Source organism: Streptomyces sp. ALI-76-A, assembly GCF_030287445.1.
Taxonomy (GTDB): Bacteria; Actinomycetota; Actinomycetes; order Streptomycetales; family Streptomycetaceae; genus Streptomyces.
This window is the reverse complement of record NZ_JASVWB010000002.1, coordinates 5,915,438-5,929,599: the sequence shown is the minus strand read 5'-3', so window position 1 is coordinate 5,929,599 and position 14,162 is coordinate 5,915,438. Positions and strand designations below refer to the sequence as shown.

The 14,162-nt window shown below is 71.0% G+C and carries 11 protein-coding genes; 2 read left to right on the top strand and 9 right to left on the bottom strand.

The window, feature by feature from the left end:
- Positions 1-45 precede the first annotated feature (45 nt).
- Positions 46-834, top strand: a complete 789-nt coding sequence (locus QQS16_RS27625) for a PP2C family serine/threonine-protein phosphatase (protein WP_286064727.1) — start codon at positions 46-48, stop codon at positions 832-834.
- 128 nt (positions 835-962) lie between these two features.
- Here the strand turns inward: QQS16_RS27625 and QQS16_RS27620 are convergent, their stop codons facing one another.
- From QQS16_RS27620 to QQS16_RS27580, 9 genes are all read right to left on the bottom strand, one after another.
- Positions 963-1,457 (bottom strand): MarR family winged helix-turn-helix transcriptional regulator, encoded by a 495-nt coding sequence (locus QQS16_RS27620; protein ID WP_286064726.1) that lies wholly within the window; start codon positions 1,455-1,457, stop codon positions 963-965.
- Between the two features lie 259 nt (positions 1,458-1,716).
- Positions 1,717-4,131 (bottom strand): endopeptidase La, encoded by a 2,415-nt coding sequence (gene lon, locus QQS16_RS27615; RefSeq protein WP_286064725.1) that lies wholly within the window; start codon positions 4,129-4,131, stop codon positions 1,717-1,719.
- Between the two features lie 525 nt (positions 4,132-4,656).
- Complete coding sequence (locus QQS16_RS27610; RefSeq protein ID WP_286064724.1) at positions 4,657-5,955, bottom strand: DUF2087 domain-containing protein; 1,299 nt, start codon at positions 5,953-5,955, stop codon at positions 4,657-4,659.
- Between the two features lie 52 nt (positions 5,956-6,007).
- On the bottom strand, positions 6,008-6,712 hold the full coding sequence (locus QQS16_RS27605) for a hypothetical protein (protein WP_286064723.1): 705 nt from the start codon (positions 6,710-6,712) through the stop codon (positions 6,008-6,010).
- Positions 6,709-8,025: an MFS transporter gene (locus QQS16_RS27600; protein WP_286064722.1), complete on the bottom strand. Its 1,317-nt coding sequence runs from the start codon at positions 8,023-8,025 to the stop codon at positions 6,709-6,711. The genes QQS16_RS27605 and QQS16_RS27600 overlap by 4 nt, the downstream gene beginning before the upstream one ends.
- Positions 8,022-9,278 (bottom strand): hypothetical protein, encoded by a 1,257-nt coding sequence (locus tag QQS16_RS27595; protein ID WP_286064721.1) that lies wholly within the window; start codon positions 9,276-9,278, stop codon positions 8,022-8,024. Before QQS16_RS27595 ends, QQS16_RS27600 begins: the two co-directional genes overlap by 4 nt.
- 82 nt (positions 9,279-9,360) lie before the next feature.
- On the bottom strand, positions 9,361-11,601 hold the full coding sequence (locus tag QQS16_RS27590) for a B12-binding domain-containing radical SAM protein (protein WP_286064720.1): 2,241 nt from the start codon (positions 11,599-11,601) through the stop codon (positions 9,361-9,363).
- A 213-nt stretch (positions 11,602-11,814) separates the two neighbouring features.
- Positions 11,815-11,964 (bottom strand): hypothetical protein, encoded by a 150-nt coding sequence (locus tag QQS16_RS27585; RefSeq protein WP_286064719.1) that lies wholly within the window; start codon positions 11,962-11,964, stop codon positions 11,815-11,817.
- Between the two features lie 453 nt (positions 11,965-12,417).
- Entirely contained in the window at positions 12,418-12,999 is a 582-nt protein-coding gene (locus tag QQS16_RS27580; RefSeq protein WP_502963847.1) for a rhomboid-like protein, read from the bottom strand.
- A gap of 323 nt (positions 13,000-13,322) precedes the next feature.
- Here QQS16_RS27580 and QQS16_RS27575 point away from each other — a divergent pair, with 323 nt between their 5' ends.
- Positions 13,323-14,066 (top strand): spermine/spermidine synthase domain-containing protein, encoded by a 744-nt coding sequence (locus QQS16_RS27575; protein WP_286064718.1) that lies wholly within the window; start codon positions 13,323-13,325, stop codon positions 14,064-14,066.
- Positions 14,067-14,162 lie beyond the last annotated feature (96 nt).

Here is a 14,162-nt window from a genome sequence, read left to right as displayed (position 1 = left end):
CCAGGCTTTGGCGCACCTTGTGAAGAGCTCGTGCAGACTGGCTGGATGCGTACGGAACTTGTTTCGGAACCGGGCGACCCGGCCCGCCCCAACGAGGACTTCGCGAGCGTCGCGCTCCCGGCCTCCGGACCGGGTGGCGCGCTGGTGGTCCTGGACGGGGTCACACCACCGAAGGGCGCGACGGGCTGTCTGCATTCCGTCCCCTGGTTCACCGCACGCCTCGGCGGCGCCCTGACCGAAATAGCCGTTTCCCGCCGGGATCTGCCCCTCCCCGAGATCCTCTCCCAGGCGATTCTGCGAACCGCCGAGGTTCACCGATCCTCTTGTGATCTTTCTCACCCACGCACCCCGCAGGCCACGGTGGTGCTGGCCCGCTGGTCACCGGAGACGGTCGACTATCTGGTCCTCTCGGACTCCGCGCTCCTGCTGGAGTCACCGAACGGCACGGTGACCCCCCACCTGGACGACCGTCTCGCCCTCCTCCCCCGCTCCGCCCTGGCCACGGACGCCCTGATCGACTCCACGATCCGCAACAAGGAGGGCGGCTTCTTCACCGCGGCGGCGGACCCGACGGTGGCGGCGCGGGCGGTCACGGGAGCGGTACCGCGCACGGACGTGCGTGCCCTCGCCGCCCTGACGGACGGGGCGACCCGCTGGGTGGAGAGGTTCCGCGAGGGCGACTGGACCGACTGCTTCACCTACGTCCGCAAGGAGGGCGCTCAGGCTCTGGTGGAGCGCGTACGGGAGTTGGAGCAGTCGGACGAGCGGGAGCGGCAGCACCTCGGCCGCGGCAAGACGCACGACGACGCGACGGTGGTGTACGCGGAGCTGTGAGGGACGCGGAGCTGTGAGGGACGCGGAGCTGTGAGGGACGCGGAGCTGTGAGGGACGCGGTCCCGCGGCCCCGCTTGTCCCGTACCCGGTCCCGCGGACCTCCGCGCCCTGTGCCCGGTCCCGCGGCCCTACTTCTCCATCTGCCGGTTCAACTGGTGCAGCAGCCGCGCCAGTTCCGAGACCTCGCGCGAGTCCCAGTCGTCCAGCCGGCGGGCGTAGCGCGCTCGGCGGGCCTCACGGACCCGGGTCACCCGGTCGTGGCCCTCCTGGGTGAGCGCGACCAGCCAGGCGCGGCCGTCGGCCGGGTCCGGCTCCCGGGCCACCAGGCCGAGTTCCTCCAGGGCGCGCAGCTGACGGGACATCGTCGCCTTGCCGACGCCGATGTAGGCGGCGAGTTCGGTGGCGCGCTGGGGGCCGAACTCGTCCAGGCGTACGAGGAGGCCGTACGCCGCCGACTCCAGGTCCGGGTGGACCTCGCGGGCCATCTCGCCCTGGTTGGCCCGCGCACGCCGCAGCAGGACGGTCAGCTCGCGTTCCAGCGCCAGGAACGCGGGCTGGTCCACACCGCTCGCGGTCCCGCGGGATCCGGTCCCGCGTCCGTCGCCGTTCGCGTCTTCGTGCACGTCAGTCCCTGCCTCGGTCTTCCGGGTCCTGAAGGTCTCCGTCACCGCACCACCATCACCGCAGCTCCGCCAGTATTTCGCAGCGCCGGACCGACGGCAGCCTTTGGCCCCACCGGGCTGCTGCTCCACCGGGCTCCGGCCCCACCGCGCTCCTGCTCCGCCCGCGACCGGACCCGGGCACTGGTGAACGGCCGACCGCAGGGCGAAGGCCCGGGTCTCCCTCACGAAACCCGGGCCTTGCCTTGTCCGGCGGCGTCCGTCACGCCGCCACCGGAACCTCCGGGGCGGCCTCCTGGGTCGCCGGGGACAGCGCCAGCTCCAGGACCTGGCGGACGTCCGTGACGGCGTGGACGTCGAGCTTGTCCAGCACCTCCGCGGGGACGTCGTCCAGGTCGGGCTCGTTGCGCTTGGGGATGATGACGGTCGTGACGCCCGCGCGGTGGGCGGCGAGCAGCTTCTGCTTCACCCCGCCGATCGGCAGCACCCGTCCGGTCAGCGACACCTCACCGGTCATCGCCACGTCCGTACGGACCAGGCGTCCCGACAGCAGCGATGCCAGCGCCGTCGTCATCGTGACGCCCGCGCTCGGCCCGTCCTTCGGCACCGCGCCCGCCGGGAAGTGGATGTGCACCCCCCGGTCCTTCAGGTCACCGACCGGCAGCTCGAGTTCGGCTCCGTGCGAGCGCAGGAAGCTGAGCGCGATCTGCGCGGACTCCTTCATCACGTCACCCAGCTGGCCGGTCAGGGTCAGCCCCGCCGCGCCCGTCTCCGGGTCGGCCAGCGACGCCTCGACGAAGAGCACGTCACCGCCGGCGCCGGTGACCGCGAGGCCGGTCGCCACACCCGGCACGGCGGTCCGCCGCTCCGCCGGGTCCTGGGCGGACTCCGGCACGTGGTGCGGCCGGCCGATCAGCCCGCGCAGGTCCTCGTCCCGGATGGTGAACGGCAGCTCCCGCTCGCCCAGCTCGTGCTGGGCCGCGACCTTGCGCAGCAGCCGCGCGACGGACCGCTCCAGGTTGCGGACGCCGGCCTCGCGGGTGTACTCCCCGGCGAGCTTGCGCAGCGCGCTCTCGTGGAGCGTCACCTCGTCCGCCTTCAGACCGGCCCGCTCCAGCTGACGCGGCAGCAGGTGGTCCCGGGCGATGACGATCTTCTCGTCCTCGGTGTACCCGTCGAGCCGGACCAGTTCCATGCGGTCGAGCAGCGCCTCCGGAATGGCCTCCAGCACGTTCGCCGTGGCCAGGAAGACGACGTCCGACAGGTCCAGCTCGACCTCCAGGTAGTGGTCCCGGAAGGTGTGGTTCTGCGCGGGGTCGAGCACCTCCAGCAGGGCGGCGGCCGGGTCGCCCCGGAAGTCGGACCCCACCTTGTCGATCTCGTCGAGGAGCACCACCGGGTTCATGGACCCGGCCTCCTTGATGGCTCGCACGATCCGCCCGGGCAGGGCGCCCACGTACGTACGCCGGTGCCCGCGGATCTCGGCCTCGTCCCGCACACCGCCCAGCGCGACGCGGACGAACTCGCGCCCCATGGCATGCGCCACGGACTCACCCAGCGAGGTCTTGCCGACACCGGGCGGACCGACGAGCGCGAGCACGGCGCCACCACGCCGCCCGCCGATGACACCCAGTCCCCGGTCGGTACGGCGCTTGCGCACCGCCAGGTACTCGGTGATCCGCTCCTTCACGTCCTGCAACCCGGCGTGCTCGGCGTCCAGGACCGCCTTGGCGCCCTGGATGTCGTACTGGTCCTCGGTCCGCTTGTTCCACGGCAGTTCGAGGACGGTGTCGAGCCAGGTCCGGATCCACGAACCCTCGGGCGACTGGTCGCTCGACCGCTCCAGCTTGTCGACCTCCTTGAGGGCGGCCTCACGGACCTTCTCGGGCAGATCGGCGGCCTCGACGCGCGCCCGGTAGTCGTCGGACTCCTCGCCCTCCGACTCCCCGTTGAGCTCGCGCAGTTCCTTCCGCACGGCCTCCAGCTGACGCCGCAGCAGGAACTCCCGCTGCTGCTTGTCGACGCCTTCCTGGACGTCCTTGGCGATGGTCTCCGCCACGTCCTGCTCGGCGAGGTGGTCGCGCAGCTGCTGGGTGGCCAGCTTCAGCCGGGCCACCGGATCGGCGGTCTCCAGCAGCTCCACCTTCTGCTCGGTGGTCAGGAAGGGCGAGTAACCGGAGTTGTCGGCCAGGGCGGACACGTCGTCGATGGCCTGCACCCGGTCGACGACCTGCCAGGCACCGCGCTTGCGCAGCCAGGCGGTGGCCAGTGCCTTGTACTCCTTGACGAGTTCGGTGACCTGCCCGGGCAGGGGATCGGGCACGCTCTCGTCGACGCGAGTGCCCTCGACCCAGAGGGCGGCGCCCGGACCCGTGGTCCCCGCACCGATCTTCACCCTCCCCCGGCCGCGGATCAGCGCACCCGGGTCGCCGTCGGCCAGCCGGCCGACCTGCTCCACGGTGCCGAGCACGCCGGTGCTCGCGTACGTCCCGTCGATGCGCGGCACCAGCAGGACCCTGGGCTTGCCGGGCTCCGACCGGGCGGCGGCCTCGGCGGCCTCCACCGCGGCGCGCACGTCGGCGTCGTTCAGGTCCAGCGGTACCACCATCCCGGGCAGCACGACCTCGCCGTCGAGCGGCAGCACGGGCAGGGTGAGCGGTGTGGACGTCGAAGCCATGATCTTCCCTTCGGCAGTCAAGTTGAGCTGTACCGACTCAATGCGTAGGGAGCCACGATTGTTCCCCGCCCCACGTTCGCTCTGAGCGATCACTCACCTGGGGTCTCACCGCTCACCCCGCGGCCTGCCGACCGCCGACCGCCGAACGCCGAACGGAACGGCCGCGGGCCGCGTCCGGCGACGGGCGGAATGCGCCCGCAGGAGCTGCAACCCCACGGCCGCTGGAGGTGTTCCACCCGGCGCGGTCGCACGAGCCCGGCGGTGGACGTGTCGGTCCCCCGCACGGGTGCCGCGAGGGCTCAGAGCCGGTCTGTGCGCCGGTGACGGCCCGGCCGGGCGAGCCTGTCCCGCGGCCCGGGACGGGGGTCGCCTACGGCGACGGCGGACCCCAGGCGGAGGCGCCGGTGGGAACAGTCATGCCGCGGCGCTCACACGAAGCGGGGCGGAGTCGACGGTGCCGGCCTCGGGCGTCCGCCCGTCGGACTGATCCGCGGCCCTGGGGCGGCGGCCATGTGCCACAGCCGGTCACGGCCGCCAGTACTCACCATCGGCCCGCATGAGCAGGCGCTCCTCCACCAGGTACCGCCGCAGCGCCGCCACATCCGGATGGACCTCCCGCAGGATGCCGTTGACCTCGGATTCCGGGTAACGCCGCTGCGGTGCGAAAAGCGGTACCAGCCCTTCCAGGAACACCCTGCGCTTGCTCTGCTTCGCGGGTATCGAGGCCTGCGGCCGTGGTCGCGGACGGCGAGGCGCCGCATGCCGCCAGACGTCGTTGACGGGGGACCAGAGTTTTTCGGCGTACGCGACCAGTCCCGCCTGCTCCAGCGCGGCGAGGGACTTCGCGCAGCGCCCGGGAGCCATCCCCAGACGCTCCGCGATGCCCTGAGTGGTGTCGGCCTGGAGGACGACGGCGCTGTAGACGGTGCGCCGGGTGTCGTCGGCCAGTACGGCGAGAATCCCACCCGCGGCGTCCACCGTGTCACCAGCCGTGGGTGCCGGGACCGAGCCCAGCCGGGGAGCCTTGGCGGAGTCGGTCTCGCCCAGGGCCCTGAGTTCCTCCGGGAACGGAATTCCCCTGTCACGCTCCCCCGTACCGTGCTTGCGCAACAGCAGCAGGCCCGTCTGGCGGTGCTTGTGGGGCTCACCCAGGGCGAGCACGTCGAATGCGCCGCCCGGAACGGCGGCCTGCCGGCGCAGCTCCTGCAACAGCGGTGTGGGGACGACCCGGCACGCCACCCGGGGGTGGCCTTGTCCGGTGTGCGTCTCGACCGTCGTGGCCAGGTACGGCTCGTGCAGCACGACCGTGCCGCCAGGCGCCACACGCGGCCAGAGCGACGTGAGGAACCCGGCGTCGTCGGCCTGTGTGCCGGCGTCGAGCCACACCAGGTCCAGCGGTCCCCATGCGTCGAGCTCCTGGTCCGCCAGGTCGAAGAAGTCCCGCTCGACGAAGGTGAGCAGGTCGTCGAGGCCGAGCGAACAGGCTGCCTCCCGCACCTGATGCGCGGACGTGCCGGGTACCGAGAGGTCGTCGACGACGAGGAGCCTCGGCGCGTAGTCGTCGAGTACGGAACGCGGGTGCAGAACTGACGCCCGTTCATCCGCCGCGATCTCCCCGCGGACGATCCGCCGGTCCTCGGCGGCCTCCGACCGGGCATCACGCAGCCCGAGGAGCAGGTGCAGCGTCGAGGAACCGGCCCCCACCTCGAGCACGGTACGCGGACGCAGCATCCTGGCCAGCACGCGCAGCGCGGGACCGGCGTTCTCGGTTCCCATGCCGGGACGTGCCAGGGCGCTCAGCGCCTCGCCGACCGGATCGTGCATGGATCGTCCTCTCTTCGGCTGTTCTCTCGTCAGCCGTCATGCTGTGGGGGTATCAGGCCCGGACAGCCCGGAGCATGCCGGCGGACAGCAGCCGGTCTGCCACCTCGTGCAGCTTGGCGGGCAGCTGGTCGGCAGCGATCCCGTCCTCGTGCCCTGCCCACCGCCACAGCTGGAGGGCGGCTGCGCCGACCTTGAGGAAGTTGCCCGTCACGGTGTGGGCGAGGACGTGGACACCGGCTTCCCGCTCCACCACCCGCACCCAGGCCTCCTGAACCAGCGCCCTGTCACCGTCCGGCTCCTGCTGGGCCATGGGCGACGGGTCGCCGCTCAGCAGGCCGAAGCGCATCAAGCCCACCAGACCATGGTCGACGGCTGCCGCCGCCTCCCCCCATCCCTGACGGACGTCGGCCACTGAGGCACCGCGCAAGAGTAGATCACCGACCGGCTCGGGTACCTCGGCGAAGGCCGGGGGGCCCGGCCCGAACAACACCGCGACGGGCCCTCCGTCGTGCAGGAACGGGACAGGCGTGGTCCGGAGCCGCACCCCGGACGGCAGGCTGAGCCTGACGCCAGGAGACAGGCGGCGGGGCCAGACGGCGCGGTCGGCCGCCTGGGCACCCGGCGGTGGTGTCAGTCTCACCGCGGCGTCTTCGGACTGCTCCGACCAGGCGAGTTCCCAGGCGAGCGGCAGCGAGGCTCCCGTCTGGGCGCAGAACCGGGGGATGACCGGATCGAGCCCGGTGCCTCGGCTGCTCACAGCGTGCCTCCCTCCGATCCCTGCCCGGCGGCCACGGAGACGCCCTCGGCCGGCACCGGTGCGGGGGCCACCGCGCGCGTACGCAGCCAGCCGATCGAGCCGGCCAGGAAGGCGACCGCGCCGCCGACGAGGATGCCCCAGCGGGCCCACTCGGCGGGCGCGAGCGCCGCCAGGGCGAAGCCGACGGCCACCGAGCTCTGCAGCGTCGCTCCGTAGGCGGCGCCGACCCGGCCCCGCACATCCGGTGGGCATTCGGCCATGACATACGTGCGGAGCGCCACGTTCTGCACGGCGTTGGCCATGCCGCCGCACAGGAAGGCGGCCAGCATCAGCGGAACGACAGGGTAGGCGCCGGTCACCAGATAACTGAGGCCGACGATCGCCGCGGCTCCGACGGCGACGACGGAGGTGGGCCGGCGACCGAGCCGGCCCCTCAGGGTGAACGGCCCCAGCACCAGACCCACGCTCCAGGTGGCCAGCAGCACGCCGTAGAACGCCGTGCCCCCGGGGATCTCGTCCGCGAAGAAGGGCAGCAGCACGTTGACGACCGAGGTGGCCGCGACGGTGACCACGATCGTGGCGAGGGTCGCCCGACGCTGTGCCCCCGCCCACAGAAGGGTCAGACCGACCCGCAGGCCCCCCGAGGTCTTCCCCGAGGACCGCGGTCCGTCCGTGACCGCTTCGTCCGTTCCGTCAGCGGGGCCGTCGGAAGCGCCGGCTGTCCGCGCGTCCCGGGCCGCCATGACGAGCCAGCGGCTGATCACCGGCACGGCCAGCAGGGCGAAGGCGAACGTCCCCGCGTCGACCGCCAAGGCCAGCCCGGTGCCGCCACGCGCCGTCAACAGGCCCACCAGCAGCGGGCCGACGACGTACCCCGCGTTCCTCACCGACTCCATGAGGCTGTTCACCCGCAGCTGGGCGTCGGAGGCCGGGAACAGCTGCGGCACGAGCGCCATCACGCAGGTCTGGGCGACAGCCCCCAAGGCACCCAGCAGCAGCATCGTGGCGATGAGCAGCACCGCGCCGTCCGCGACCGCGGCGGCGGCCGCTGCGATCAGGCACTCCAGGACCAGGGTCACGCCCAGGACCGCGTCCGCGCGGAAGCGGTCGACGATCCGTCCGATGGGGCCGCCCAGGGCGATGCCGGGGACCAGGCCGGCGAGCATCTGCGCCGACACCACCGACGTCAGCCCCGTGCGGTCGGCGCCGCGCAGGGCCAGCGCCACCATGGCGACCTCGTCACCGACCGTACTCACCAGCAGGGCGGCGACCACCAGGAGTGTCGCCGCCCTGCCCTGCCGCAGGGACGTCACTGGAGCGGCTCCGTCCGCGGTGCGGGAGCGGACAGGGCGGCCTCCACGTCGACGGCCCGCCAGGTCCACAGCCTCAACAGCACGGCATGGAGCAAGGGGACAGCCGAACTGTCCACCCGGCGCTCCCAGTCCGCGAGGTCGAGGGTGTCTCCTGCGGCCAGGGTGGTCACGGCTGCCTCGACCTGCGGGTGGTCGGTGACTTTCAGGGTGTGGCCCTGCGTGGCCACGGCGCGGCGGCCGTCGGTGAGCCGCCGCTGCCGCACCACGATGTCTCCGGGGATCCGTACCCGGGCGTCGCGCGGTACCGGAACAGGGGATCCGGCCGGTCGGCCCACGCCGAGTCCGCCGGACGTCACCGAACGCATGTGGCGCTCCCAGACGAGGTCCTCGATCTCGTCACCGGTCAGTTCCGAAAGAGCCGTGAGCGTGGCCGCGGCCGCTGCCGGAATGCCGCCCGCGGAGTGCGCACCGGAGTCGGCCTCGTCGGTGCGGGTCCGGGCGAGCAGGCCGCTGACGGCATCGATGACGAGGGACGCCGGATCGCTCTTCGTGAAGAAGGCGATGTTGACGTTGACGGCCACGGCGTCGGGGGACTCGCCCACGTGCAGTTGTTCGGAGGGGAAGTAGGTCAGCGCGCCGGGCACGCCGACCAGCACATCGGCCAGGTCACGAGCCGACGCGTAGTCGGCGGTGTGCTGCGGGACCTGCCCGGCGCGCTCCGGCGGCCACGTGAGGAGGGACTTGCGGCCACGCAGGGTGAAACCGAAGTTCCCGGCGTGGTCGACGTGCACGCCGACGTTGGTGGAGGTGTACCGGCCGATGAAGGTGTCCATGTCCACGCGGCCGGCGACCCGTGTTCCCGTGTACCGGTAGACGTCGTCGGACAGTCGCTTGGCCCGGTCCCACAGCGGCGCGTCGACCGCGTGCAGGCCGGATACGGCGACGCTCCATTCGTGATCTCGCATCCGCTCGTCGACCCGGGCGGTGTAGTCGTCCAGGGAACGGTCCTCGGGCAGGGGGAGGAAGGACCGCGTATCGATCGGCTGTGTCCGGCCGTCCACCGTCACCACGACCTTCGGGAGCCCCGATCCCTTGGGACGGTTGCCCTTGTCGGCCGCCAGAACCAGGGCTCGCAGCAGCTCGTCGTCGCCGATGTCCAGCTGAACGGGAGCAGCGGGAAGGGAAAGCGGCTGCTGCTCCCAGTGACGGGAGGCGAACTCCTTCCAGAAGCGGTCTGCTTCTGCGCCTGCCACAGAGACCGGGTGAGGCACGGGGGAACTCCTGTACTCGGGCCGCGACACGCGGCAGTTCGAGGGTGGACTCGGGCGTGGACCCTCAGTGGACCCGCTGCGCCGCAGCGGTCGGCAGGGGCGGCCCGAGAAGCTCGGGGTGGAGGGAGGCCGCCGCGATCACATGATGCCTGGTCAGGTCTTCCAGGAGCGGGCGCAGCTGGTGTTCCCGCAGCCGGGACCGGGGCGACAGTTCCGCAACCGTCGCGCCGTCGGCCGCGAGCAGCCACAGGAGCCGGCCGGCGGCGGAGACCCTGACTCGGTTTCCCGTCTCCGGAGACGTGAGCAGGCAGCTGCCATCGGTCCGGCTGTCCGTCACCTCGTGGGGATGAGCGGCGTACCAGAGCAGGCGATGCTCACCGGAGGCGCCGGCCGGTTCGAACGTCACGGCCCCGTGGGCGGCGAGCCGCGTCAGAGCGGTGGCGGCCGGTCCGGTGGAAGCGACGCTCTCCCAGAGGTCGGCCACCGTGTGAGACCGCCCGTCGAGCAACGGATGCCACTCCTGGGGTACGGACAGCAGGGCATCGCCCGACGGCACGTGCAGCAGGATGCCCCGCCCGGTGACCGACGTCCGAGCGCGCACACCGTCGGCGAGCCGCACCGTGGTTCCAGCGTCCACATCGGGGCACGGGGCGGCCGGCACGGTCACCCGCCGGGCCGGCAGGTCCGTCTCGGCCATCGCCCACAGGAACGACCACTCCTCCGCGTCCCCGATCCAGGTCCCCTGGTGGAACGCGGCTCCCGCGACCGCACCCGGTCCGCCGGAGGTGAGTCGGAGCGCGTCGTCCTGAGTGAGGCCCTCGGCGACCGTGTAGTCGAGATCGAAGGCCAGGTCCTCGCCCTCACCGGGTGGAATCAACTCGACACCGAAAAGATCGGGACGCTCACCGACCGGGGAGAGCACGTCCAGGATGAACGGCCCGTTGGCGGCCGTGGAGTACGGCACGCCGAACTCCTCCGTGGAGCGGCGGAGTGTCTCCGCGGCGAACTCCTGGGTCCGCAGGGCCTCCTCCTCCGTCTCCCCGGGAAACCCGGTCATGCAGAAGAGGTGGACAGGCACCTTGTTCCCCAGGAGAGCCTGGAGCGACGGCTCGATGTCGGCGACCTTGGTGCCCTTGCGCATCAGGTCCAGCACGCGCTGGTTGTACGACTCGAGGCCGAGGTCGAGACGCCGGCACCCGGAGTCGCGGAGTGCCTTCGCCAGCTCTTCGTCGAGCCCCTTGCTGAACCGGGTCTCCCCGTACCAGGAGAGCCTGTGCCCCCCGTCGATCAGCTGCCGTGACACCCCGCGCAGCGACGTGAGCGTCATGATCTCGTCGACGAACATGAAGGTGTCGCTGCCGTGCTTGGCCGCGAGGGCGGCCATGTCATGGACGACCTGGTCGGCGCGCCGGATACGGAACTTGTTGCTGGCGAACGGGATCGAGCAGAAGGCGCAGTCCCAGGCGCAGCTCCGCGAGGCCTGAAGTGGCAGGACGGGTCCGGGCGCGAAATACGCGTCGAGCGGCAGACCGTCGAAGTCCGGCGTGGGCAGATGGGACACGTCGACCATGGCTGCCGGGGTACGCAGGAGCCCACCGCGGCCGTCGCGTTCCAGCAGCCCCGGGACAACCCTGTGGTCGGCGCCGGTGATCCGGTCGCACAGCGCCGGCAGCGCGTCCTCGCCCTCGTAGGACACGAACGAGTCCACGTACTCGAAGAAGGGGTGCTCCTCCTGCCAGCGGCTCACCATGCGCGTCGTGAGGTTGCCGCCCATGACCACGTGCACGTCGGGCCGTCGGCGTTTGACGTGGCGGGCCACGGTGAGGGCCGCGATCAGCTGTGTGTCGGCGGACACCGAGATGCCGACCACCGCCAGGTCGGTGTCCTCCAGTTCAGGGATCGGGCGACGCTCCAGAGCCCATCCGTACACGTTGCGATCCGCCGACCTCGCCGCCTGCAGGACGGAATCCGAGCGCCGGTGGGAGAAGCAGGAAAAGTTCCCCCGGAGGTCGAAATTCAAACCGGGAAACGAAGCCGAAACGCAGGCAAGACCATTACGTACGACCGTGGCCGCATCCGTAAAGGAAAACGGGTCCGTCAGAATCTGCCGGGACTTGAGTGCGGCTCTAGCGCTGTCGATGCGCGCCACTGTGTCACCGAACACGGCGAGGATCTCCTCGTGCGCTCGTCGCTCATCGGGAGCCGTCTCGCCCAGGCGGCGTTCCGCCTGGGGACGCAGCGCCTGCAATCCTTCGGCGGAAAGCAGCCAGTTTGTCTGCTCAATGCTCAGATCGAGGGATGACACCTGCCAGTTGTGCCGACGCATGACTGCGGCCAGCAGTGGAACTGCGAGGTGGGGCGCGTAGACGTTCCAGATGGGCGGGTTGACGAGAAGTATTCGAGGCTGCCGCATGTGAGCCCTCGTGAAGGTCCGATGCTGGATGGGGAGTCGAGTGTGGCCATCAGAACGCGGACGGGACGTGCCTCAGCCGGTCAGACTGAAGCGCAAGTCCACCGGTCAGCCGTTGCCGGGCTCCTGCAGAAGGGCGTACTTGCTGTTGAGGCGGTTGGGAGTGACGGTCTCGACGGAGAGGGCCTCGTCAGCCTCGGCGAGGGCAAGGAGGGCGTCGACGTCGAAGTCCTGCGCGGTCTCGTGATTGAGATTCATGCGGATCTCCTGTTCCTGGTGAATGGTGCCCTGCGAAATGACTTGCCACGGCCAGCGCCCGACTCCCCGGCCGTCCAGCGCAGGAACGAACGTATCTTCATGATTCAGGCCTTCGCAAGATGCCCCTTTGCCTGACTCCGTGAACTTTTTTCAGCCATCCGCCCGGGCGACCTCGATTTCCAGTCGACTCCAGCTACACAAAGGGAAGAGTAACGGCATGATTTCCCGAGAGATCCGCAGCCGCATGTCCAGGTTCGACGACAAATATCCCGCAGTTCCACTTTGCTCCGGATCGACGCTCTATCGAATGCGCACAGTGAATCCGGGCGGCCAAATCATGCACGGTTCAGGCCTGGCTTTCCTGTCGCGGATCACAGCCTGAGCCACCTGTAGGAACCACTCGCACCGCACTCGCACGCGACACTTCCCGACCCCCGGGGACGCCCCCGGGGTTCACCTCGCCCGAGCCCGTCGCCACCGCCGTACCGAACGCCACAGCGCTATCCCGATCGCGAACGCCGTCAGGTGACCCCAGTTCGTCATCGGGTCCGTGACCGCGAGCAGGTCCCCCACGAGCACGCTCCCGAGAACCACCAGCAACAGCCACCGCGGCCACGGCGTGAGCAGTCCCGCGAGGGCGCCCGCACACGCGGCCCCGCCGAAACTGACGCCGTAGTCGAGCCGGTGCAGCGAACTGTCGGGCAACTGCCCGGCCAGCACCGCGAGCCCGACCGCCCCCTCGGTCACCAGCGTGGTGGGGACGTGCCCGAGCAGGAACACACAGGCCGTGCGCGTCCCGCCGATCCGCCGCTCCAGTACCGCGAGAACAAGCAGGAAGCCGAGCGCGTACGGCGTGAGGATCCCGCCCGCGATCCACAGCGCGCTGGCCGGCAGCACCAGTAGGGGCGTCCGCACGAGGTGTGCCACATCGGTACTGGATGCCTGGTGCAGGGCGTGCACGGTCTCGGGACCGGCGTACTCCGCGACCAGCGAGGTGACGGCGAGCACCACGGCGTACCCACTGGTGAACGGCACCAGGGCAAGTCCGCACAGCGACCGTCGCCCACGCGGACGCGGACCCGCTCCCGAACCACCACCGGACGGCCCCGGCACGGACCCACGACCCGACGCCGACGCACGACCCGACACCGACGCACGACCCGACGCCGGCCCACCACCCGACACGGACCCACGACCCGACACCGACGCACCACCCGACGCGCCCCTCTGCCCGCCCGGTTCCACGGTGAGCCGCCCCTTCCGTTCCGCCCCACCTTTCGCGCCCCGTCGGGCCGCTGTCCATGACCCTCGCCACAGAAGCCCTTCGAAGTCACCGCCCCCCCTGCCAAAATGGGCCGATGCTCACCCCGTACGACACTCCGCACACCGTCGCGCACGACGGTGCTCCGCACGACGGCGTCGCGCAGGGCGTCTCCCACGACGCGCCCCAGGTCCTGGACCGCCGCGAGGGCCCCTACGGCGAGGTCGTCCTGCGCCGGCACGGCGCGTTGCTGCAGATCATCGCCAACGGCTGCTTCCTGATGGACACCTCGGACGGCCGCTCGGAACGACGGCTGATCGACGCGGCACTGGACGCCCTCGACGACCGGGCCGAGCCGAGCGTGCTGATCGGCGGACTCGGCGTCGGCTTCTCGCTCGCGCACGCCGCCGCGAACCCCCGCTGGGGCCGTATCACGGTGGTGGAACGTGAGACCGCGATCATCGACTGGCACCGCGAGGGACCCCTGGCGGCCCTGTCCGCCGAGGCTTTCGCCGATCCCCGCACCGACATTGTGAAAACCGATCTGGTCGCATTCGTCAATGAGACATGCGACACATTCGACGCGTTGTGCCTCGACATCGACAACGGCCCGGACTGGACGGTCACCGAGGGCAACGACAGCCTGTACTCCTCCGCCGGACTCACAAGCTGCGCAAGGGCGTTGAAGCCGGGCGGGGTACTGGCGGTGTGGTCCGCCCGACCCTCACCGAAATTCGAGGGAAGCTTGCGGAATGCCGGGTTCCGGCAGGTGCGTACCGAAGAGATCCAGGTTGCCCGGGGCGTGCCCGACGTCGTGCATCTCGCCGTCCGGCCTGGATAGCAAAGGCGCGGTGACTCCCCGTACCCTGCTTCCCTGACGCCGATCATTCAAGCGTCAAGCGCAGTCATGCGCGAACAAGGAATCACCCCACTGGTT